Origin of the sequence: Streptomyces endocoffeicus (assembly GCF_016741935.1) — a bacterium.
Classification (GTDB): Bacteria; Actinomycetota; Actinomycetes; order Streptomycetales; family Streptomycetaceae; genus Streptomyces; species Streptomyces endocoffeicus.
The window spans coordinates 19,424-38,881 of record NZ_JAERRG010000027.1; the positions used below are offsets into that span (position 1 = coordinate 19,424).

Annotated in this window: 16 protein-coding genes; 10 read left to right on the forward strand and 6 right to left on the reverse strand. The window is 71.2% G+C overall.

Translation table 11 applies throughout. The features are described 5' to 3' along the window. Nucleotides 1-14: 14 nt before the first annotated feature. The gene (locus JK364_RS42365) at nt 15-1,145 is read right to left on the reverse strand and encodes a prephenate dehydrogenase (RefSeq protein ID WP_230993332.1); all 1,131 of its coding nucleotides are present in this window, start codon (nt 1,143-1,145) and stop codon (nt 15-17) included. 195 nt (nt 1,146-1,340) lie between these two features. On the opposite strand from JK364_RS42365, the gene hppD reads away from it, so the two are divergent. Together hppD and JK364_RS42375 are read left to right on the forward strand one after the other, a co-directional pair. After that, nucleotides 1,341-2,507: a 4-hydroxyphenylpyruvate dioxygenase gene (hppD, locus tag JK364_RS42370; RefSeq protein WP_201856772.1), complete on the forward strand. Its 1,167-nt coding sequence runs from the start codon at nt 1,341-1,343 to the stop codon at nt 2,505-2,507. After that, nucleotides 2,491-3,618, forward strand: coding sequence for an alpha-hydroxy acid oxidase (locus tag JK364_RS42375; RefSeq protein ID WP_201856773.1), 1,128 nt, complete (start codon nt 2,491-2,493; stop codon nt 3,616-3,618). The genes hppD and JK364_RS42375 overlap by 17 nt, the downstream gene beginning before the upstream one ends. A 146-nt stretch (nt 3,619-3,764) precedes the next feature. Here JK364_RS42375 and JK364_RS42380 read toward each other — a convergent pair whose 3' ends face one another. Genes JK364_RS42380 through JK364_RS42400 form a run of 5 tightly spaced genes read right to left on the reverse strand, consistent with a single transcriptional unit; the run spans nt 3,765 to nt 9,634 of the window. Next, entirely contained in the window at nt 3,765-4,754 is a 990-nt protein-coding gene (locus tag JK364_RS42380; RefSeq protein ID WP_307841550.1) for a LacI family DNA-binding transcriptional regulator, read from the reverse strand. A gap of 2 nt (nt 4,755-4,756) precedes the next feature. After that, nucleotides 4,757-6,523 carry a glycoside hydrolase family 36 protein gene (locus JK364_RS42385; RefSeq protein WP_201856775.1) on the reverse strand — a complete coding sequence of 589 codons (1,767 nt, stop codon included), beginning with the start codon at nt 6,521-6,523 and terminating at the stop codon, nt 4,757-4,759. A 2-nt stretch (nt 6,524-6,525) separates the two neighbouring features. Next, nucleotides 6,526-7,353: a carbohydrate ABC transporter permease gene (locus JK364_RS42390; protein WP_201856776.1), complete on the reverse strand. Its 828-nt coding sequence runs from the start codon at nt 7,351-7,353 to the stop codon at nt 6,526-6,528. Beyond that, nucleotides 7,350-8,276, reverse strand: coding sequence for a carbohydrate ABC transporter permease (locus JK364_RS42395; protein ID WP_201856777.1), 927 nt, complete (start codon nt 8,274-8,276; stop codon nt 7,350-7,352). The genes JK364_RS42390 and JK364_RS42395 overlap by 4 nt, the downstream gene beginning before the upstream one ends. After that, nucleotides 8,273-9,634, reverse strand: coding sequence for an ABC transporter substrate-binding protein (locus tag JK364_RS42400; protein ID WP_201856778.1), 1,362 nt, complete (start codon nt 9,632-9,634; stop codon nt 8,273-8,275). The genes JK364_RS42395 and JK364_RS42400 overlap by 4 nt, the downstream gene beginning before the upstream one ends. A 236-nt stretch (nt 9,635-9,870) precedes the next feature. Here JK364_RS42400 and JK364_RS42405 point away from each other — a divergent pair, with 236 nt between their 5' ends. From JK364_RS42405 to rocD, 8 genes are all read left to right on the forward strand, one after another. Continuing rightward, nucleotides 9,871-11,241: a carbohydrate-binding protein gene (locus JK364_RS42405; RefSeq protein WP_230993333.1), complete on the forward strand. Its 1,371-nt coding sequence runs from the start codon at nt 9,871-9,873 to the stop codon at nt 11,239-11,241. Then, nucleotides 11,166-11,837, forward strand: a complete 672-nt coding sequence (locus tag JK364_RS55995; RefSeq protein WP_230993334.1) for a hypothetical protein — start codon at nt 11,166-11,168, stop codon at nt 11,835-11,837. Before JK364_RS42405 ends, JK364_RS55995 begins: the two co-directional genes overlap by 76 nt. 170 nt (nt 11,838-12,007) lie before the next feature. After that, nucleotides 12,008-12,949, forward strand: coding sequence for a MurR/RpiR family transcriptional regulator (locus tag JK364_RS42410; protein WP_230993335.1), 942 nt, complete (start codon nt 12,008-12,010; stop codon nt 12,947-12,949). A gap of 105 nt (nt 12,950-13,054) precedes the next feature. After that, a complete protein-coding gene (locus JK364_RS42415; protein WP_307841551.1) occupies nt 13,055-14,530 on the forward strand; it encodes an APC family permease in 1,476 nt (491 codons plus the stop codon). Further along, complete coding sequence (locus tag JK364_RS42420) at nt 14,527-15,834, forward strand: type I glutamate--ammonia ligase (RefSeq protein WP_201856780.1); 1,308 nt, start codon at nt 14,527-14,529, stop codon at nt 15,832-15,834. Before JK364_RS42415 ends, JK364_RS42420 begins: the two co-directional genes overlap by 4 nt. Continuing rightward, a complete protein-coding gene (locus tag JK364_RS42425) occupies nt 15,824-16,972 on the forward strand; it encodes an amidohydrolase family protein (protein WP_201856781.1) in 1,149 nt (382 codons plus the stop codon). Before JK364_RS42420 ends, JK364_RS42425 begins: the two co-directional genes overlap by 11 nt. After that, a complete protein-coding gene (locus tag JK364_RS42430; protein WP_201856782.1) occupies nt 16,969-18,132 on the forward strand; it encodes a M20 metallopeptidase family protein in 1,164 nt (387 codons plus the stop codon). Before JK364_RS42425 ends, JK364_RS42430 begins: the two co-directional genes overlap by 4 nt. Nucleotides 18,133-18,168: 36 nt before the next feature. Further along, the gene (gene rocD, locus JK364_RS42435; protein ID WP_201856783.1) at nt 18,169-19,410 is read left to right on the forward strand and encodes an ornithine--oxo-acid transaminase; all 1,242 of its coding nucleotides are present in this window, start codon (nt 18,169-18,171) and stop codon (nt 19,408-19,410) included. The last annotated feature ends 48 nt before the right edge of the window (nt 19,411-19,458 follow it).

The following is a 19,458-nucleotide window of genomic DNA, read 5'->3' on the forward strand; positions in this document are numbered from 1 at the left end:
GGCCCTGTGGAGCGCTATCCCGCGGGCACCGACTCAGCCGGTGCCCGGTCCCATCCGTCGGCGCCCAGCTTGGCCCCGATCCGCTCGGCGTCGGCCATGGGAACGGGCACGCGCACCCGCAGCCCGGTCGCCTCCGCGGCCTCCACGGCCTCCACGGCCTCCACGGCGACGTCGTCCACGGCGATGCCGAGCGCCGCGACGGCGCCAAGCAGCCGGGCCAGCTCCCCCGGGCGGTCCGGGACCAGGATCCGCAGGCCCGCCTCGGCCACGGGCGGACCGGCGCCCGGTCGCGGCAGTCCGGCGAGCCCGGCGACGCCCCGGGCCAGCAGGTCCTCCAGGGTCCGTACGCCCTGGTCATGGCCTCCGTAGTCGTCCTCGGCGAGCACGTCTTCCTCGGCGAGCAGGTCGAGCGCCGCCGCCACCCGGGACAGATCGGCCCGCAGCTCCCGCACGACCCCCGCCATGGCGGCCGCGTTGGACCGCAGGATGTCGCTCCACAGCCGGGGGTCCCCGGCGGCGATCCGGGTCACATCGCGCAGCCCCTGACCGGCCAGCAGCGGCACCCCGGCCGGGCCGTCGCGCAGCCGGGCCGCCATCACGCTGGCCAGCAGATGCGGAACGTGCGAGGTCAGCGCCACCACCTCGTCATGCTCCCGGCTGCGCATGACGACCGGGGCGGCGCCGCACAACTCCGCGAGCTCCAGACCCCGGTCGAGGGCGGCGCGCGAGGTCAGCCAGTGCGGCGTCAGCGCCCAGGGCCGCCCCCGGAACAGCTCGGCCCGCGCCGCCAGCGGCCCCGACCGCTCCCGGCCGGCCAGCGGATGGCCGCCGACGTAGCGGGAGGGTTCGGGGGCGCGGGCGAGCACGGCCCGCTCCGGGCCCGCCTTCACGCTCGCCACATCGGTGTAGACGCGGGCCAGACCGCGCTCCTGGGCCGCGATGAGTGCCTCGGCGATCCGGCTCGGCGGCACCGCGAGCACGGCCAGGTCGACCGGCTCCGGCGGGTCCTCCGCCCGGCCCGCGCCGAGTGCGGCGGCGGTCCTGGCGGCGGCCCGGTTCCGGTCGGAGAGATACACCGACACGCCCTGCCCGGTGGCGGCGAGCGCGACCGACGTACCGATGAGGCCGGTGCCGATGACAGCCATCGTGTGCATCACAAGACATCACCCGTCCCGTCCAAGAGGACCGCGACCCGGAAACACAAAACACGGCACAGCTTATGGAGAAGGCCCGGCGTCCACGAGTTCCGCTAACCGCCGTAATGGCATCGATGGCTGGACGCGCTTATGGCCGCCTAAAGTTCTGCGGGCTCGGTTTTCTTCCGCATCTGGGGGGCCATCATGACGAATTCACCAAATGCCGCGGAGCCGCTCGCGGATCTCGCCATCGACTATGTCGAGTTGTATGTGGAGAACCTGGATTCGAGCGCGTTCCAGTGGGTCGACCGGTATGCGTTCGCCATCGTCGGCAGCGGCGGTTCCGCGGACCACCGCAGCCTGGCACTGCGGCACGGCGAGATCACGCTGGTGCTCACCCAGGCGACCTCCGACCGCCACCCCGCCTCGGCGTACGTGCTCAGCCACGGCGACGGCGTCGCGGACATCGCGCTGCGCACCGCCGATGTGCGGGCGGCCTTCGAGGTGGCGGTGGCGAACGGTGCCGGTGTCCACCTGCAACCGGTCCGGCACACCGGTGACGGCCCGTCCGTCACCGCCGCCGTGCACGGCTTCGGGGACGTGGTCCACACCCTGGTCCAGCGCGCGCCGGACGCGGGCCCCGGACTGCCCGCGGGTTTCGTGCCGACGGACGGCCAGCAGCGGCCCGACGGACCGGGCGCCGAGGTGGGTCCGATCGAGGCGGGCCCGGCCGAGGTCGGTCCGGTCGAGGCGGGCCCGGCCGAGGTGGGTCTGCTCGACATCGACCACATCGCGGTCTGTCTCGGCACCGGCGACCTCGGCCCGGCCGTCGCGTACTACCAGCGGGCACTGGGCTTCCGGGACGTCTTCGCGGAGCACATCGTCGTCGGCGCCCAGGCGATGCACTCGAAGGTCGTACAGAGCCCGTCCGGCGCCGTCACCCTCACCCTCATCGAGCCCGACGACACGGCCCTGCCGGGGCAGATCGACGAGTTCCTGAAGAGCCACCAGGGCTCGGGCGTGCAGCACCTGGCCTTCTCCTCGCACGACGCCGTCGGCTCCGTGCGCGCCCTGTCCGACCGCGGCGTCACCTTCCTCACCACGCCCGACGCCTACTACGACCTGCTGGGTGAGCGGATCGGCCTCAGCCCGCGGCGCCTCGCCGATCTGCGCGCCACCGGGGTGCTCGCGGACGAGGACCACGACGGGCAGCTGTTCCAGATCTTCACGGCCTCCACCCACCCGCGGCACACCCTCTTCTACGAGGTCATCGAGCGGCAGGGCGCCCAGACCTTCGGCAGCGCGAACATCAAGGCGCTGTACGAGGCCGTGGAGCTGGAGAGGACCGGGCAGCGTGACTTCCGGCGCTGACCGCACCGTTCGCGGTGCGGCCGAGGCAGCCGCTGACGCCGTCGGCGATGTCGAGTGCCTGGCCGACCTCGAGCGCGCCGCCGCCGCCGCCCTGCCGCCCGACGTCCGGGACTTCGTGGCGGGCGGCAGCGGTGACGAGCTGACGCTGGCTGCCAACCGCGCGGCGTTCGACCGCACCTTCCTCGTGCCCCGGGTGCTGCGGGACGTCTCGCGGTGCACGACGGAGGCCACGCTGCTCGGCCGTCCGGCGGCGCTGCCGCTGGCGGTGGCCCCGGTGGCGTATCACCGGCTGGTGAGCGAGGACGGTGAACTGGCCACCGCCCGGGCGGCGAAGGCCGCGGGGGTGCCGTTCGCGGTCTCCACGCTGAGCAGTGTGCCGGTCGAGGAGATCACGGCGGTCGGCGGGGCGGTCTGGTTCCAGCTGTACTGGCTGCGCGACGGCGCCCGGACGCTGGAGCTCGCCCGCCGGGCGGAGGACGCGGGCTGTGCGGCGCTCATGCTCACCGTGGACGTGCCGTGGATGGGCCGCCGGCCGCGGGACATCCGCAATCGGTTCACGCTCCCGGCCGGGGTGCGGGCCGCCAACATCGACGCGGGCGGGACGGCACACCTCCGGCCCGCCGGTGCCTCGGCCGTGGCCGCGCACACCGGTGAGATGTTCTCCCCGGCGCTGACCTGGGCCATGGTGGACCGGCTGCGGGAGCATACGCGGCTGCCGCTGGTGCTCAAGGGCGTCCTGGCGCGCGAGGACGCGCTGCGCGCCGCCGAGTCCGGGGTCAACGCGCTGGTGGTCTCCAACCACGGCGGCCGTCAGCTCGACGGGGCCGTGCCGAGCCTGGACGCGCTGGCCGAGCTGGCACCCGTGCTCGACGGCCGCTGCGAGCTGCTGCTCGACGGCGGTGTCCGCAGCGGTACGGACATCCTCCGGGCCCTGGCCCTCGGCGCGGCCGGGGTGCTGGTGGGGCGGCCGGTGATCTGGGGTCTGGCCGCGTCCGGGGAGGCGGGTGCGCGGCGGGTGTTCGAGCTGCTGGCCGCCGAACTGCGGTCGTCCCTGGGGCTGGCGGGCTGCGCCGATGTCACCGAGGCCCGGAGCCTGCGCACCGTACGGTGAGCGGCGTCCGCGGAGGCGGTCCGGCCAGGACGGGCCCCTCGTCCTGGCCGGACCGCCGTGTCGGCACATGGGCTCGGCCCGCGTGTCCAACCACGGATTCCCGCTGGTTGGACACTGCCGCACCAGCGGGCGGGAAGTGGCCGCGGTCAGGAGGGAGCCGGGCCCGTGCTGGCGCGGATCACCAGCTCGGGGTCGAACAGCAGCTCACCGGTGGGCACATCGCGATTGCTGACCAGGGCCAGCACCGTACGGCCGACTTCCAGCGCGAGCCGGTCGGCGGGCTGACGCACCGTGGTGAGCGGAGGGTCCACGAACTCGGTGATCATCGTCCCGTCGTATCCCACCACCGAGATGTCCTCGGGCACCGAGCGGCCCTGGCGCCGCACCCCGCGGATGGCGCCGAGTGCCATGTAGTCACTCGCCGCGACGATCGCGGTAGCGCCGAGACCGAGCAGGGTGGTGGCGGCCGACTGGCCGCCCTCGACGGTGTACGACTGCCGGATCACCCAGCGCTCGGGGTCCTCGATGCCGCGCTTCGCCATGGCCGTGCGGAATCCCTCGACCCGCTTGTCGGCCGGGTGGTTGCCCACCGGGCCGGAGGCCATGCCGATCCTGCGGTGTCCGAGCCGGTGAAGGTGGTCGACGGCCAGTTCGGCGGCCAGGACGTCATCGGTGGAGAACACGGGCGCGGGCACACCGTCCGCGAACTCCCCGTTGATGGCCACATAGGGAATACGGCGCGTCCGCAGCATCTCGTAGGTCTCGAGATCCGCTCCCTCGACCGTGTTCGACGCGGAGAGGAACACCACCGCCGCGATGCCCTTGTCCACCAGGGAGGCGATGAAGTCGCGCTCCTGGACACCGCCGGGGAACGCGGGGCACACCACCGTCTTCAGGCCATGGGGTGCGAGCGAGGACTCGATCCGCTCGGCCACGTCCGCGAAGAACGGATTGGACACGTGCTCGGTGAGCAGGGCGACCAGCTGGCCTTGGGTCGGGCGTTCGTAGCCGAGCTCGGCCATGGCCTGCTCAACGGTGTCGCGGGTCTTCTTGGAGACTCCCGGCCGCCGGTTGATCACACGGCTGACGGTCGCCTCGCTGACCCCTGCCCGCGTGGCGACCTCGGTGATCCCCACCTTCACTGTGTGCCGCCTTCCCTGATCCGGAGTGTGGCCAGTCCCATGCTCGGTACGGGCACCGTGTGCAAGCCGGGTGTGAGCACCCGCCGACACCGGTCGATGATACGGCCACGGGGGTCGTGCACCGTGATGTCCGCGGTGCGGGCGTCTCCCTCCGCCGCCACGGTGAGCCGGTCCGCCGGGCCCGCGTTGACCAGCACGATCTCCTGCTGCCCGGCGGGCCGCAGCGGTACGACGCGGTCGCTGTGCACATCGATGACGCACACTCCATGGGCGGCCGAACGGACCAGCGGGTAGAGCTCGTCGGGGCGCCCGGGCTCGACCGTTCCGTCCAGCAGCTGCGGACGCAGACGGCGCCATTCGGCGAGCCAGAACCCGATCGCCTCACGGTGGGCCGCGGGGAGCCGGTCCAGTCGCACCGAAAGCTGCGGTACGGAGTGGAGGGTGCCGATGAGCTGGCGCACCGCGGCCTCGACCGGCGCGGAAGGATCCCACAGCAGCATGTCGGAATGGACCGCGCCACCGACGGTGAGAAGTGAGGTGTCGATGGTGCGGACCCGGTTGGCGATGGCGTCCGCGGGGCAGTCGAGGGAACGCATCATATTGCCGTACGGAGCCATCCCGGGACCGGTGTACGGCTGGCGCAGTTCCAGCAGCACATCGGGGCGGATGGTCTGCAGCGCGCACCGCAGGTCGGTCAGGAGGAGGGCCATGGCCGCTCCGACGTCCCCGGCGCCGTCGCCCGCGTACACCATGGCCTGGTCGAGGAAGTCCACCTTCAGGCCGTCGAGTCCGTGGTCGCGCACCAGGCGGACGCAACGCTCGACGATCCGGGAGCGCACCTCCGGGTGGCGGGGGTCCAGGACGGCGGCGCCGGGGACCGTGGCGGGGCGCGTGGCGTACGGTGCCCACTCCCGGTGGCATGCGGCCCGTGGGCCCAGCAGGAGCGGGGCGATCCAGACCAGGTAGCGCAGTCCGTGGCCGCGGACCCGGGCGACATGTGCGGTGAAGTCGGGGAACTTGGCCCCGTCCGGCTCCCAGTCGCCGCAGCCCGCGTAGCCGCGCCCGTGGCCGTGGCGTTGCCACCCGTCGTCCAGGATCAGGACTCCGCAGCCGAGGTCGGCGGCCAGCCGGGCCTGGGTCTCCACGGACACCGCGTCCACCTGCTGGTTGAAGGCGTACCAGGTGGAGTAGACGGGGGTGCGGGCGCTGTCGGGCACCGGCAGCGCCGCCACCTCGGCGGTGAACCAGGCGCGCAGGACGCGCAGCGCCGCGGCGACCGACTCCGCGCGCGGTACGAGCAGCAACCGGTGCGGGCCGTTCGACGCGGGCAGATGGACATGGACGACATAGGTGTCGTTCTCCTCCGAGACCCCGAACCGCAGGGCGGTCTCCGGAACCGGATCGACGGCCGCGAAGGTCAGCAGAGTGGCGCCGGAGTGGTCGTAGAGGCACCCCGCCGCGTGTCCGCCGACCAGGGAGGCCACCGACCGCCCCGCCCAGTCGGCGGGCAGGGTGCGATGCCATCCGACGCGCGGATGCCAGTATCCGGCGGCATCCCCGAGCGGTACGGAGAACCGCACCTCGACGGGGGCGCCATCGGCCCGCAGCCACAGGGTGCTGGGCCCCCCGGGCTCCTCCACAAGGTCCCAGGAGACATCCGCACCGGGGGCCGCCACCGCGATGCTCACTCCGTCGAGCAGCGGCTCACAGGCCGCGGGAGCCAGCTCCGCGGTGGTGACGGCCTGGTGGGTCGCGTGGGACATGGTCACTCCTTCACGGCACCGGCCAGCAGGCCGGAGACAAAGTGGCGTTGCAGCACGAGGAAGACGACGGCCATCGGCACCGCGGCGACGGCGGTACCGGTGAGGATGGCCCCGTAGTCGGTGTTGTTGAGCCCCTGGAGAGCGGCGAGTGCCACGGGGATGGTGAACGACTGGCTGTCGCGCAGCACGATCAGCGGCCAGATGAAGTCGTTCCACTGGTAGAGGAAGAGGAAGATGGCGAGTGCCGCGAGGGCGGGTCTCATCGGTGGGAGGACCACTTTCCAGAACAGCCGCAGCTCGCCGCAGCCGTCCATCCGGGCCGAGTCGAGCAGCTCATCGGGGAGGGCGGCCATCGACTGGCGCATGAGGAAGATGCCGAACGGCAGAGCAAGGTTCGGCATGACCACGGCCTGGTAGGTGTTGAGCCACTCCAGCTGGGCCATCAGTTTGAACAGCGGGATCAGCGTCACCTGGACCGGGATCACCAGCCCGAGCATCAGCAGTCCGAACAGCGCTTCGCGCCCCCTGAAGCGGTACTTGGCGAAGCCGTATCCGGCGAGGGTGCACACCGCGCCGGCGCACAGGGTGTAAATGGCCGCGATCAGCGTGGAGTTGAGCACCACGCGACCGAAGGACGCGGTCCGCTGGAGGGTGTCGAGGTTTTCCGCGAGGTGGCCGCCGGGCAGCAGGGGCGGGGGGCTGTCGAAGATCTCACGGCTGCTGTGGGTACTGGCGATGATCAGCCAGTAGAGGGGGATGACCACCGCGGCCAAGGTGATGGCGAGCGAGGAGGTCAGCAGGATGGCATGGCGGCGCCGCGCGGGTCTCATGACTCGCCTCCCAGCACTCGGAACTGGATCAGTCCGAGAATTCCGATGAGGACGGCGAGCACATAGGCGATGGCCGAGGCGTAGCCGAAGTCGAAGTACTTGAAGGCGGTCTGGTAGAGGTACACGCCGATGGTCAGGGTGGCGTTGTCCGGGCCGCCCCCGGTGAGGATGTACGGCTCGTCGAAGAGCTGCAGGGTGCCGATGGTGGAGAGGACCGTGGTGAGCAGCAGCGCGGGGCGGATCCCCGGCAGGGTCACCTGGCGGAAGGACTGCCAGGGTCCCGCTCCGTCCACGGCGGCCGCGTCGTAGAGCTCCTTCGGTACGGTCTGCAGCCGGGCCAGCAGAATCACCGCGTTGTAGCCGGTGTAGTGCCAGGTCAGCGCGAGGCCGATGGAGATCTTCGCCCAGAGGGGGTCGGTCAGCCAGGGGACGCCGTCGGCGCCGAAGAGTTCCAGGAACCAGTTGACCAGGCCGTACTCCTGGTGGAGGAGGACGGAGAAGACGATGCCGTAGGCCACCAGACCGGTGACCATCGGCAGGAAGAAGCCCAGCCGGAAGACCGAACGCCCGTGCAGAAGCGTCGAGTTGAGCGCCACGGCGAGTCCGGTGGCGAGGGCCAGCATCACCGGGACCTGGACGGCGAGCACCACGGCGGTGTTCTTGAGCGCGGTCCAGAACAGCGGATCGTCGACCAGCCGCCGGTAGTTGTCGCCGCCCACGAAGGTGTCGGTGCCGCCCACCGTCCTGTGGAGGCTGAGCACGAAGGACCAGCCGATGGGGTAGAGCTTGAACGCCGCGAAGAGGGCGAGGGCGGGCAGGATGAAGAGGTAGGGGGCGAGGCGCCCGCGCGGTCGGCTTCTCCTCGACCGGGCCACTCCGGCGGGGGCGGTGGCCGCCGGCGCCTTGTGGAGGACCGCGCTCATCGGACGATCTTCCGTCCGGTCTGCTTGCCGAGCTGGTCGGCGGCGCCGCCCAGCACATCGGCCGGGTCGGCGCCCTTGAGCAGCACCTTGGTCTGGGCGTCGGTGACCGCCTTGAGCGCGCGGGCGTAGTCGGCGGAGTAGTTGAACGCCGGGGAGGGCGCCTTGAGCGCCTTGAAGAAGACCTCTCCTCGCCGCTGTCCTCCGAAGTAGGCCGAAGGCTCGTGGAAGGCGGCGTCGTCGTACGTCTTCATCAGGGCCGGGGCGATGGCCTGGTCCCGGTAGATCTTCACCTGTGAGGCCGGGCGGGTGAGGACGTACTCGACGAAGGACCAGGCGGCGGCCTGGTGGGGGCTACTGCCCGCGACGGCGAGGTGGGTGGAGTTGACGGTGGCCGAACGGGAGCCGCCGGGGCGGACGGCCGGCGGCAGCTGGACGCGCCACTTGCCCTTCTGCTGGGGCACCTCGCGCTCGATGACACCGCCGAACCAGGTGGGCGAGGGCTGCACTGCGACGGTGCCCTTCTTCAGCGATCTCACCATCGTGTTCCAGCCGCCGGAGAAGTCGCTGACCAGCCCGGCGTCGTTCAGCCGCTTGACGATCCCCATGGCACGCACCGCCTCCGGGGAGTCGAGTGTGATGTCACCGGCGGCGTTGAAGTAGAAGGTGCCCTGGAGCTGGAGGAGCGTCTGGAAGAAGTTGGCGGCGTCGGCCTGGGAAGCGGGCTTGTCGATGCCGATGAGGCGAGTGCCGGTGTTGGCCTTGATCTTCTTTCCGGCCTCGATGGCGTCGTCCCAGGTGGCCAGGGCGCCCGCATCGACACCTGCCTTCTCGAAGAGGTCCGCGCGGTACCAGAAGCCCGCCGAATTGGCCTCCCAGGGAAGGGCGTTGACCCGGGTGCCGTCCGGGGAGACCGTGCGCCACAGACCCGGGGCGAAGGCCCCGCGGTATGTGTTCGCACCCAGCCCGCCCAGGTCGGCGAGTCCGTCCGGGAACTTCTCGGTGTAGCCGGGGAGGTAGTCGACGCCGATGTGCAGCACATCGGCGAGCCCCTCGCCGCCGGCCGCCATGGCGGTGGTGATCTTGTCCCAGATGGCTGGGTTCCCGATGTCCTGGACGGTCACCTCGATGCCCGGGTGCTTCTTGCGGAACTCCGGCACCAGTGCCTTGAGCGCGGTGGCGGGTCCCTGCCAGCTCCAGACGGTGATGGAGCCCTTGTTCTTGTCGCCCACGCCGCCGGCCCCGGCGGAACCGGTGCCGGAGCACGCGGAGAGCGAGGTGGCGGCGGCGAGCACGCCGCCGAACTGGAGGAGTCTTCGGCGGTCGATACCGAGGGGAGTGTTCACGGGCGAGACATTCATGGCTGATCCCTGTCTGCGGCTGCGTGCACAGCCGCGCCGTGGCACGAGGGGTGACGCCAGGAACGTAGTACTTGCAAAGATTCGCTGCAATCTTTCTGCAGACTTTATTTGCGATCCTGAGAGTGTCCAAGAAATCATGCGCATGCTCATTGCAAGCTGGTCCGGCCGATTGCTAGCGTCACCGCCCCAAGGGCCGCCCGGCTCCCGTCCACGCCAGCTGACGACCGGGAGAAACGATGAGACCTTCCCGCCTGCCCGCGCTGTCCGTGCTGTCCGCGCTCGGCGCGCTCGCGGTGACACTTCTGCCCGCGGGAGGGACGCCCGCCGCGGCCACCCCACCGGCCCTGCTGACCGTCACCGATCCCGGCTTCGAGCAGGAGGGCGCGGGCTGGACCCTCACCTCCGGCGCCGGAACCGCCACCAACCTGCCCCACGGCGGCGACCGGCTGCTCTACCTCGACGCGGGCCCGGGCAAGAAGGCGTCCCAGACCATCACGGCCCGCCGCTCCGGCACCTATGACTTCTCCGCGTGGATCGCCACCGGAGGGCCCGGCGCCCACTTCACGGTGCGGGTGAACGGAAAGGTCAAGGGCTCCGTCGCGCTGCCCAGCCGCCCGACGTACGCCCGCTTCACCATCAGCCGGGTCGCCCTCGCCCCCGACGACCAGCTGGAGATCGCCTTCGAATCCGGCGACGGCTGGGTCAACGCCGACGACGTCATGGTGTCGCCGTCATCCCCGGTGGACCCCGTGATCAGCTCCTCGGACCCGAGAATCGTGGAGATGTTCACCTGGTCGAAGCGGAAGGCCAGCAGCTGGGTGCAACTCCCCGGAACCACCGGCCCGTTGAACGTCGACGAAAACCACCGATCGGGAACCGGCACCGGTACCTACGGCCCCGCGTACTGGGCGGGCTACGCCCACCGCAGTGCGTACTACTCGCGCGACTTCGCCCACCAGCTCGGCGGAGCCGCCGTCCTCGGGCTCGGCGCCGAGAACAAGTCGATGCTCCGCTCCTACGCCGCTTCCGCCACGGCCGAACACCGCTACTACCCGGTCTGGTCGCTCAACTTCGACACCAGCACCGCGCACGCGATCGACTACCACGGCCCCGACGACTTCGTCCGCGAAGTGCCCGCCACCTTCGAACTGGTGGAGAAGGCCAATGAGGCCTACCGCTGGAGCGGCGACCGCGCCTACCTCGACGACCCCGCCCTCTGGGACTACTACCGCCACGCGACCGGGGAGTTCGTCGATCTGCACGATGGCACCAAGGACAACGGGAGGTCAAGGTGGCCGAGGGCACGGGGAAGGGCATCTTCGCCGGGGCCGCCAGCTACAACGAGGAGGGCGACGAGCACCTCGCCGAGGCCGGAGACGGTATCGCGGCGCAGTACCAGGCGTACCGCGCGCTGGCGGAGCTCGCACGCGACAAGGGCGACCGCGCCCTCGCGGCCGCGTCCGCCGCACGGGCCGAGCGGCTCAAGGAGTATTTCAACGACACCTGGAGCGGTGGCGGATCGGGCGCGTCCATGGTGCGCGCCTACCGCACCGATGGCACGGCGGTCACCGGCTGGGGCAAGGAGAACAGCTGGTTCATGCCGATGAAGGGCATCATCGACCCCGGCCCCCGCAACGACGCCTACCTCGACTACATCGACGAGCAGGCGAGCGGCCCGGGCAGGCCCGGGAACATCGAGGCCCTCACCTACCTCCCCGACACCTTCTTCCGGCACAACCGCGCGGACACGGCCTGGAAGTGGATGCGCCACATCTACGAGCAGCGGAACACCCAGCACACCGTCACCCGCCAGGGCCCCAACGGGGACTATCCCGAGGTGTCCTTCACCCTCCTGAGCCAGACGGTCCAGGGGCTGATGGGCGTCGCGCCCGACGCGCCCCATCGCTCCCTGACCACCCGGTCACGGCTGCCCAGCGGGATGGACTGGCTGAAGCTGGACCAGCTGCGCGTCGGCAAGAGCACCTTCAGCCTGCGCCACGACGGCACCACCTCCTCCACCCTCGCCCACACCTCCGGGAGCGCCGCCTACACCTGGGAGGCCCGGTTCCCCGGCAAGCACGGCCGGATCACCGTCGACGGGAAGCGGCGCCCGGTACGGACGAAGACGGTGGACGGCATGACGTACACCTACGCCGTCGTCTCCGTGGCCCCCGGAATGTCCAGGACCGTCCGGGTCGGCTGACCACCCTCCCCCGAACCGCCGCCGCACCGGGTGCCACCCACCCCCGGTGCGGCGGCCCGCGCTCCGGCGGGCGGAGGCCGGGGCGCTCCCTCCGAGGGCCCGAGTGCCTCCTCGGTGCCCGCGCGCTGTGCAACGATCGTCGCGTCAGACAGTGCGGAGAGGGGAAGCCCATGGCCGACCGGGCCGGAGACCGAAGCGATCATGCGAGCCGCGCCGGGGACACGGAGCCGGCGAGCGGCGCGGAGGAGCCCTCCGACCTGGGAGTCACCGTGGCCGAGCGGCTACGCCGCGTACAGGGCGGTCTCTCCCGGGCCGAGATGAAGATCGCCCGAGAGCTGACCGCCAACTACCCGGCCGCCGGGCTGAACTCCGCGTCGGGGCTCGCCTCCCAGGCCGGGGTCAGCGCGCCCACCGTCGTGCGTTTTGTCGCCCGGCTCGGATTCGACGGCTATCGGCAGTTCCAGCAGTCATTGCGCGAGGAGGTGCAGGCGCGCCAGGCGTCGCCGCTGACCCTGGCGCCGGTGATCGGCGCCGATTCGCCGACGTCCGAGCTGGTGGAGGCGGCACGGCAGGTGGGCACCGCCACGCTGGGGCAGACCTTCGCCGCCCTCCCCGAGCAGGAGTTCGATCACGCGGTGGGTCTGATCTGCGACCCGGCCAAACGGATCGCGTGCTTCGGCGGCCGCTTCTCCCAGCTCCTCGCCGAATACCTCGATCTGCACCTTCGGGTGCTGCGTCCGGGGACGATCGTGCACGCCCCCGCCCCGGGACGGGACGCGGGGTTCCGTGTCGATGTGGGCCGGCGGGACGTGTGTGTGGTCTTCGACTTCCGCCGCTATCAGGACGACACCGTGGAGCTGGCCCGGCACGTCCATGAGCAGGGGGCGAAGGTCGTGCTGTTCACGGATCCGTGGCTGTCGCCCGTGGCCGAGTTCGCCGATGTGGTGCTCCCCGCGCGGGTCGAGGCGCCCAGTCCGTTCGACAGCATCGTCGCCCCCCTGGCACTGGTGGAGACCCTGGTCGCCGCCGTGCACGCGCGCCTGGGGCCGGCGGCCGAGGAGCGGATGCGGGCGACGGAGGACATATGGCGGGGCGGGACCGCGACGTCATGAAAAATTTGTTTCAGCATCACCGTTGACGTGACGCATGTAATGAATATTTCATGAGGGTGTCCGCGGGCCACGCTCATGTGGCCCCCTTCTGCTCGGGAGTACGTCGTGCCCGATCATCCTCATCCGCCACGCAAACTGCGCCTCTGGGAGGCGCTGGCTCTCTCCGTCGGCCTCATGGGTCCCACCCTGGCCATGGGCCTCAACGGTGCCGGCGTCGCGGCCACCGTGGGCAAGGCGGTGCCCCTCGTCTTCCTGTTCGGTCTCCTCGGTGTCGCCGTCGTCGGCTACGGCTTCTGGCGGCTGACCCAGCACTTCCATCACGCCGGATCCGTCTACGCCCTGGCCGGGGCGACCATCGGGCCCCGCGCCGGTTTCTTCGGCGGCTTCGCCCTGCTGGGCACCTATCTGGCCTTCCTCGTCTGCACCCTCGCCGCGACGGGTGTCTTCGCTCACGCGTTCCTGCACTCCCTCGGTGTGACGTCCACGGGCCCCTGGGCCGCCGTGGCGATCGCCGCCGGCCTGGGTGTCACCGCGCTCAACTCGCGTGACACCCGGATCACCGCCCGTACCCTGCTGATCGTCGAAGGCATCGGCATCGTGGCGATGCTGCTGCTCGCCGCCGTCGTGATCGGGCGCACCGGCACCGGATCGGCCCCTCGCCACCAGTCCTTCGACCTGTCGGTGTTCACACCCGGCGCCGCCACCTACGGCGCCGTGATGACCGCGACGGTCTTCGCCTTTCTGTCCTGGGCCGGGTTCGAGGCCTGCGCGTCCCTGGGCGAGGAGACCGACGACCCCCGGCGCAACATCCCGCGTGCCCTGGCGGGCAGTGTGGTGCTCACCGGTGTTCTGTACGTCCTGATGATGTTCGTCCAGACCATCGGCTTCGGCACCGACGACAAGGGGGTGAGCGCGTTCGCCGGTGCGGAATCGGCGCTGGTGACGCTCTCCGACAGCTACGTGGGCACCTGGTTCTCGCTCGTCGTCGCCTTCACCGCGGTGGCCTCCGCCTTCGCCGCCGCGCTGTCCTCCTCCGCCGCGGCGTCCCGCATGGTGTTCGCGCTGGCCCGCGACGGCTTCGGTCCGCCGGTGCTCACCCGAACCGATCCCGGCACCGGCGCCCCCACCAGGGCCCTGTGGCTCTGCGGTGGCGTGGGAATCACGTTCACCCTGGTCATGTACGGCGTGGGCACCTCCGCGTTCGACACCTACTACTGGTACGCGACCATCGGCGTGCTGTGCGTCCTGGTGGTCTACGCCCTCGCCGGAGCCGGCGTGATCGTCTTCACGCTCTCCGGCCGCGGCGCCGTCCCCCGACGCGAACTCCCCATCCCCCTCATCGGTTTGGGCTACCTCTGTTTCGTCTTCGTCAAGCAGTCCACCGGGCTCAGCGCGCCCTACACCTACTTTCCCTGGATCGCCGCGGCCTGGTGCCTGACCGGCGTCGCCATCATCCTGCTGGCTCCCTCGCTCGCACGGCGCATCGGCACCCGTCTCACCAGTGAGCTGAACGGGGACACCGGCGTCGGACGTGAACCGGGCCCCGAGCCGGCCGCTGACAACACCAAGGTGGTTTCATGACACTCTCCGCCGACAGCTCCACCACCGTCTTCGTCGCCACATGTGACCTGGCCGGCCTGGTGCGGGGCAGGTCAGTGCCATCCGCCGCACATGACGCGGTGCTGCGCGGCGGCACCGGCTGGGTCCCCGCGAACCTCGCGATCTCCTCGTTCGGGCCGATCGCCCCCGACAACGTCTTCGGTTCCCGGGGCGACCTCCGGCTGGTCCCCGACGCCGCCACCGCGGTCGGCATCCCCGCCGACAGCACCGCGCCCGGAATGCTGCTCTACCTCGCCGACCAGACGCTGCCGGACGGGCAGCCCTGGGCGTGCTGCCCGCGTACCTTCCTGCGCGACACCCTGACGGAGCTGCGCGAACACACCGGGCTGGAGGTCGTCGCGGCCTTCGAGCACGAATTCGTCCTCGACGGGCTGCCCGAGAGCGCCCCGTTCTCACTGCGGCGCTTCCGGGACGCGGAACCCTTCGGCACGGATCTGGTACGGCTGCTGGAACACACCGGTCTTGAGCCGGAGACGTGGATTCCCGAATACGGCGACGGCCAGTTCGAGCTCACCCTGCGCCCCGCCGAGGCTCTGGCCGCGGCCGACCGTGCCGTGCTCCTCAAGGAACTCGTCCGTGATCTGGCCCGGCGCCGTGGTCTGCCCGTCACCTTCTCCCCGCTCGTCGCCACCGCCGGAGTCGGCAACGGTGTGCACATCCACCTGAGTCTGCGCGACGCGGACGGACGCCCCGCCCTGTACGACCCGCGGCGCCCCGGGCGGCTCTCCGCCACCGGTGCCCGGTTCAGCGCCGGCATCCTCGCCCACACCCCCGCGCTCACCGGCCTGACCGCGCCGAGTCCGGTGTCCTTTCTGCGCCTGACACCGCACCGCTGGAGCAGCGGCGGGGCGTTCCTGGCCGAGCGCAACCGCGAGGCGCTGCTGCGCATCTGCCCCACCACCACGCTCGGCGGCTCGGACCCCGCCGCCCAGTTCAACCTGGAATATCGCGCCGCCGACGCCACGGCCAATCCCTGGCTCGCGCTGGCCGTCCTGATCCGCGCCGGTCTGGCGGGCCTCACCCGGAACTACGACGAGCCCACCGTATGGCCGGAGGAGACCGACGAGTCCGTGCTGGCCCAGGCCCCGGCCCTGCCCGCGAGCCTCGACGAGGCCTTGGACGCCCTCGAGAAGGACCACACCGTCCGGTCCTGGTTCGACCCGCGGCTGCTGGCCACCCACCTGTCCGTCAAACGGTCCGAACTCGCCCAGCTCGACGGCCTGGACGACGCGGAGCGCATCCGGAGGGTGCGGAATGTCTACTGACCGGCTCGCCGCCGAGATCGAGCGGCTCCCTCTCGTGGATCACCATGTGCACGGCGCCCTGCGCCATGAGGCCGACCGTGCCGCGCTGGAGCGGATGCTCACCGAGTCCGACCGCCCGATCCCGCCGTGGATGACCCAGTTCGACTCACAGATCGGCTTCGCCGTCCGCCGCTGGTGCGCCCCCGCGCTCGGCCTCGCGCCGCATGCCGATCCCGAGACATACCTGGCCCGGCGCCGCGAACTCGGCACCGAGGAGGTCAACCGCAGACTGCTCAGGGCCTCCGGAATCGGCCACTATCTGCTGGAGACCGGCTACAAGGGGGAAGACATCCTCGACCCTCAGGGCATGGCCGCCGCCTCCGGCCGCCGCGTCGACGAGGTGGTACGCCTGGAGACCGTACTGGAAGACGTGGTGCGCGGCGGTGTCACCGCCGCCGCCCTTCCCGACCTGTTCCGCGAGACCCTGGCCGCCCGCACGGCCACCGCGGTCGGTCTCAAGAGCATCATCGCCTACCGCCACGGCTTCGATTTCGACCCCGGACGCCCCCATGACCACGAGGTGTCCGCCGCGGCGGACACCTGGCTCAGGGCGTGTGGAGAGACCGGCACCATCCGCGTCGACGACCCGGTTCTGCTGCGCTTCGCCCTGTGGTGCGGTGTCGACCGCGGCCTGCCGATCCAATTGCACGCCGGGTACGGCGACCCGGATGTCGAACTCCATCGGTGCGACCCGCTCCTGCTCACCCGGTTCATCAAGAACGTGGAGCCGCACGGCACCGACCTGCTGCTGCTGCACTGCTACCCCTTCCAGCGCAACGCGGGCTATCTCGCCCAGGTCTTCCCTCATGTGTACTTCGATGTCGGCCTCGGCATCAACTACACCGGTGTGCGCTCCGACGCCGTCATCGCCGAATCACTGGAACTCGCTCCCTTCGCCAAGATCCTCTTCTCCTCCGACGCATGGGGGCCGCCCGAACTGCATTACCTCGGCGCCCTGTTGTGGCGCCGAGGCATGACCAGAGCCATCACCGCCTGGACCGGCAGCGGGGAATGGGACCCGGACGACGCCCTCAAGGTGGTGCGCATGATCGGCCGCGACAACGCCCGTCGCGTCTACCGGCTGGAGACCGCGGAATGAACCAACACCACCACCTCGCCACGCTGTCCGCCGCCCTGGAGGAGGAACTGCCGGCCGCCGTGGAACTGCGCCACCGCATCCACGCACGTCCCTGCCTGTCCGGTGCGGAAGCCCCCACCCGCGATCTCCTGCTCGCCGCGCTGCCCACCGGTTCCACCACCAAGGTCGCCGACACCGGGGCCGTCGTACGCGTCGGTGGCCCGGGGCCCGCGATCGCGGTCCGCGGTGAACTCGACGCGCTCGCCGTGCGGGAGGCCACCGGCGCGCCATGGGCCTCCGAGCACCCGGGCATCATGCACGCCTGCGGCCACGACATCCATCTGGCCGCGCTTTCCGCCCTGGCCCGCGCCGTCGACTCCAGCGGTGGCCCCGCCCCACTGCTGGCGGTTCTGCAACCGAGGGAGGAGACCTATCCTTCCGGCGCCCGGGACCTCGTCGAGGACGGCATCCTCGAGCGCGAGCGCTGCCGGGCCGTGATCGGGGCACATGTCCAGCCCCTGCTGCCGGTCGGCACCGTCGCCTGCACCCCCGGTGGTGTCAACGCCTCGGCCGACGAGTTCACGGTCACCGTGCGGGGGCGCGGCGGCCACGCCGCCTACCCGCACCTCACCCGCGATCCCGTCGTCGCCCTGGCCCACGTCGTCGTCGCCCTCCAGAGCCTGGTCAGCCGCGGCACCGACCCCATGTCACACACCGTCCTCAGCATCGGCACCCTCACGGCCGGCACCGCCGCCAACGTCATCCCCAGCACCGCCGAAGCCCGCGGCACACTGCGGGCGCTGGACGGTCGCGACCGCGACATCCTGCACTCCCGGCTGGCCGAGGTCGCGGAGCTGGTGGCACAGAGCCACGGCTGCACCGCGGAGGTGACCATCGACCACGGAGAGCCCGTCCTCCACAACGACGCGGCGCTGACCGCCGCGACCCGGCCCCTGCTGGGCAGTCTCGGCCTGCGCGCCGGTGCCGACTTGCGGTCCGCGGGCTCGGACGACTTCTCCTTCTTCTGCGAACATCTGCCCTCGCTGATGGTGTTCGTGGGCAGCCACGGCGGCTCCGAACAGCTCCATTCGCCCACCTTCCTGCCGGCCGACGAGCGGATACGGGATGTCGCCCGCGCCATGCTCGCCGGTTATCTGGCCGCCGCCGAGCTGATCGCCTGACGCCCCGACACCTCGCTCGATCACAAGGACCCCGTCATGACCACCACCGGCGCACCCGCCAATCCCGCCCCCGGCTCCACAACCCGGCACCACCTGTCCCTGGCCGAGACGGCCACCGCCCACAACTACCACCCCCTTCCGGTGGTGCTGGCCTCCGGCGAGGGCGCCTGGGTCAGCGATGTGGAAGGCCGCCGCTACCTGGACTGCCTCGCGGGCTACTCGGCTCTCAACTTCGGCCACCGCCACCCCCGGCTGACGGCCGTGGCCCGCGAGCAGTTGGAACGCATCACCCTCACCAGCCGGGCCTTCCACAACGACCGCCTCGGACCCTTCTGCCGAGACCTGGCCGACCTCGCCGGCATGGACACGGTCCTGCCCATGAACACAGGCGCCGAGGCCGTCGAAACCGCCATCAAGGTCGCGCGTAGATGGGGGTGTGAACGCAAGGGCGTGGCCCCGGACCGCGCCACCATCATCGTCGCCGACGGCAACTTCCACGGACGGACCACCACGATCGTCGGCTTCTCCAGCGACCCCCTCGCCCGTGAGGGATTCGGCCCCTTCGCGCCCGGCTTCCGCACGGTCCCCTACGGCGACGCCGCGGCCCTGGAAGCCGCGGTCGACGAGACCACTGTGGCCGTGCTGCTCGAGCCCATCCAGGGCGAAGCCGGTGTGCTGATCCCGCCGCGGGGCTACCTCCGGCGGGTGCGGGAGGTGTGCGGTCGCGAGAACGTGCTCTTCATCGCCGATGAGATCCAGTCAGGACTGGGCCGCACGGGTACGACGTTCGCCTGCGAATTCGAGGATGTCACCCCCGACATCTACGTCCTCGGCAAGGCGCTCGGCGGCGGTATCGTGCCCGTCTCCGCGGTCGTCGGCCGCCATGACGTTCTCGGTGTGATCCGCCCCGGCAGCCACGGCTCCACCTTCGGCGGCAACCCGCTGGCGGCCGCCGTCGGCCACGCGGTCGTCGAGTTGCTGCGCGGTGGCGAGTACCAGGCTCGGGCGGCCGAACTCGGCAAGCAGCTGCGAGGTCGGCTCGAAGGCCTGATCGGGCACGGCGCCGTCGCCGTCCGCTGCCGCGGCTTGTGGGCCGGGATCGACATCGACCCCGCCCTCATGACCGGGCGCCAGGCATGCCAAGCACTTCTGGACCGGTCGATACTGGCCAAGGACACACACGGCTCCACCATTCGGCTCGCCCCGCCCCTCACCATCGAACCCGCGGAACTCGACTGGATGTGCGAGCAGTTGAGTACCGTCCTGGGCGGGGCCTGAACCATGCCCGGCGGCCGAGGGGCGGTCCGGAAGGACCGCCCCTCGACA

What these genes read in the sequence shown, in the direction of transcription:
- JK364_RS42365 (WP_230993332.1), bottom strand. Translation starts at nt 1,145, where the DNA reads ATGGCTGTCATCGGCACCGGCCTCATCGGTACGTCGGTCGCGCTCGCC.
- hppD (WP_201856772.1), top strand. Translation starts at nt 1,341, where the DNA reads ATGACGAATTCACCAAATGCCGCGGAGCCGCTCGCGGATCTCGCCATC.
- JK364_RS42385 (WP_201856775.1), bottom strand. Translation starts at nt 6,523, where the DNA reads ATGTCCCACGCGACCCACCAGGCCGTCACCACCGCGGAGCTGGCTCCC.
- JK364_RS42390 (WP_201856776.1), bottom strand. Translation starts at nt 7,353, where the DNA reads ATGAGACCCGCGCGGCGCCGCCATGCCATCCTGCTGACCTCCTCGCTC.
- JK364_RS42395 (WP_201856777.1), bottom strand. Translation starts at nt 8,276, where the DNA reads ATGAGCGCGGTCCTCCACAAGGCGCCGGCGGCCACCGCCCCCGCCGGA.
- JK364_RS42400 (WP_201856778.1), bottom strand. Translation starts at nt 9,634, where the DNA reads ATGAATGTCTCGCCCGTGAACACTCCCCTCGGTATCGACCGCCGAAGA.
- JK364_RS42405 (WP_230993333.1), top strand. Translation starts at nt 9,871, where the DNA reads ATGAGACCTTCCCGCCTGCCCGCGCTGTCCGTGCTGTCCGCGCTCGGC.
- JK364_RS55995 (WP_230993334.1), top strand. Translation starts at nt 11,166, where the DNA reads ATGGTGCGCGCCTACCGCACCGATGGCACGGCGGTCACCGGCTGGGGC.
- JK364_RS42410 (WP_230993335.1), top strand. Translation starts at nt 12,008, where the DNA reads ATGGCCGACCGGGCCGGAGACCGAAGCGATCATGCGAGCCGCGCCGGG.
- JK364_RS42420 (WP_201856780.1), top strand. Translation starts at nt 14,527, where the DNA reads ATGACACTCTCCGCCGACAGCTCCACCACCGTCTTCGTCGCCACATGT.
- JK364_RS42425 (WP_201856781.1), top strand. Translation starts at nt 15,824, where the DNA reads ATGTCTACTGACCGGCTCGCCGCCGAGATCGAGCGGCTCCCTCTCGTG.
- JK364_RS42430 (WP_201856782.1), top strand. Translation starts at nt 16,969, where the DNA reads ATGAACCAACACCACCACCTCGCCACGCTGTCCGCCGCCCTGGAGGAG.
- rocD (WP_201856783.1), top strand. Translation starts at nt 18,169, where the DNA reads ATGACCACCACCGGCGCACCCGCCAATCCCGCCCCCGGCTCCACAACC.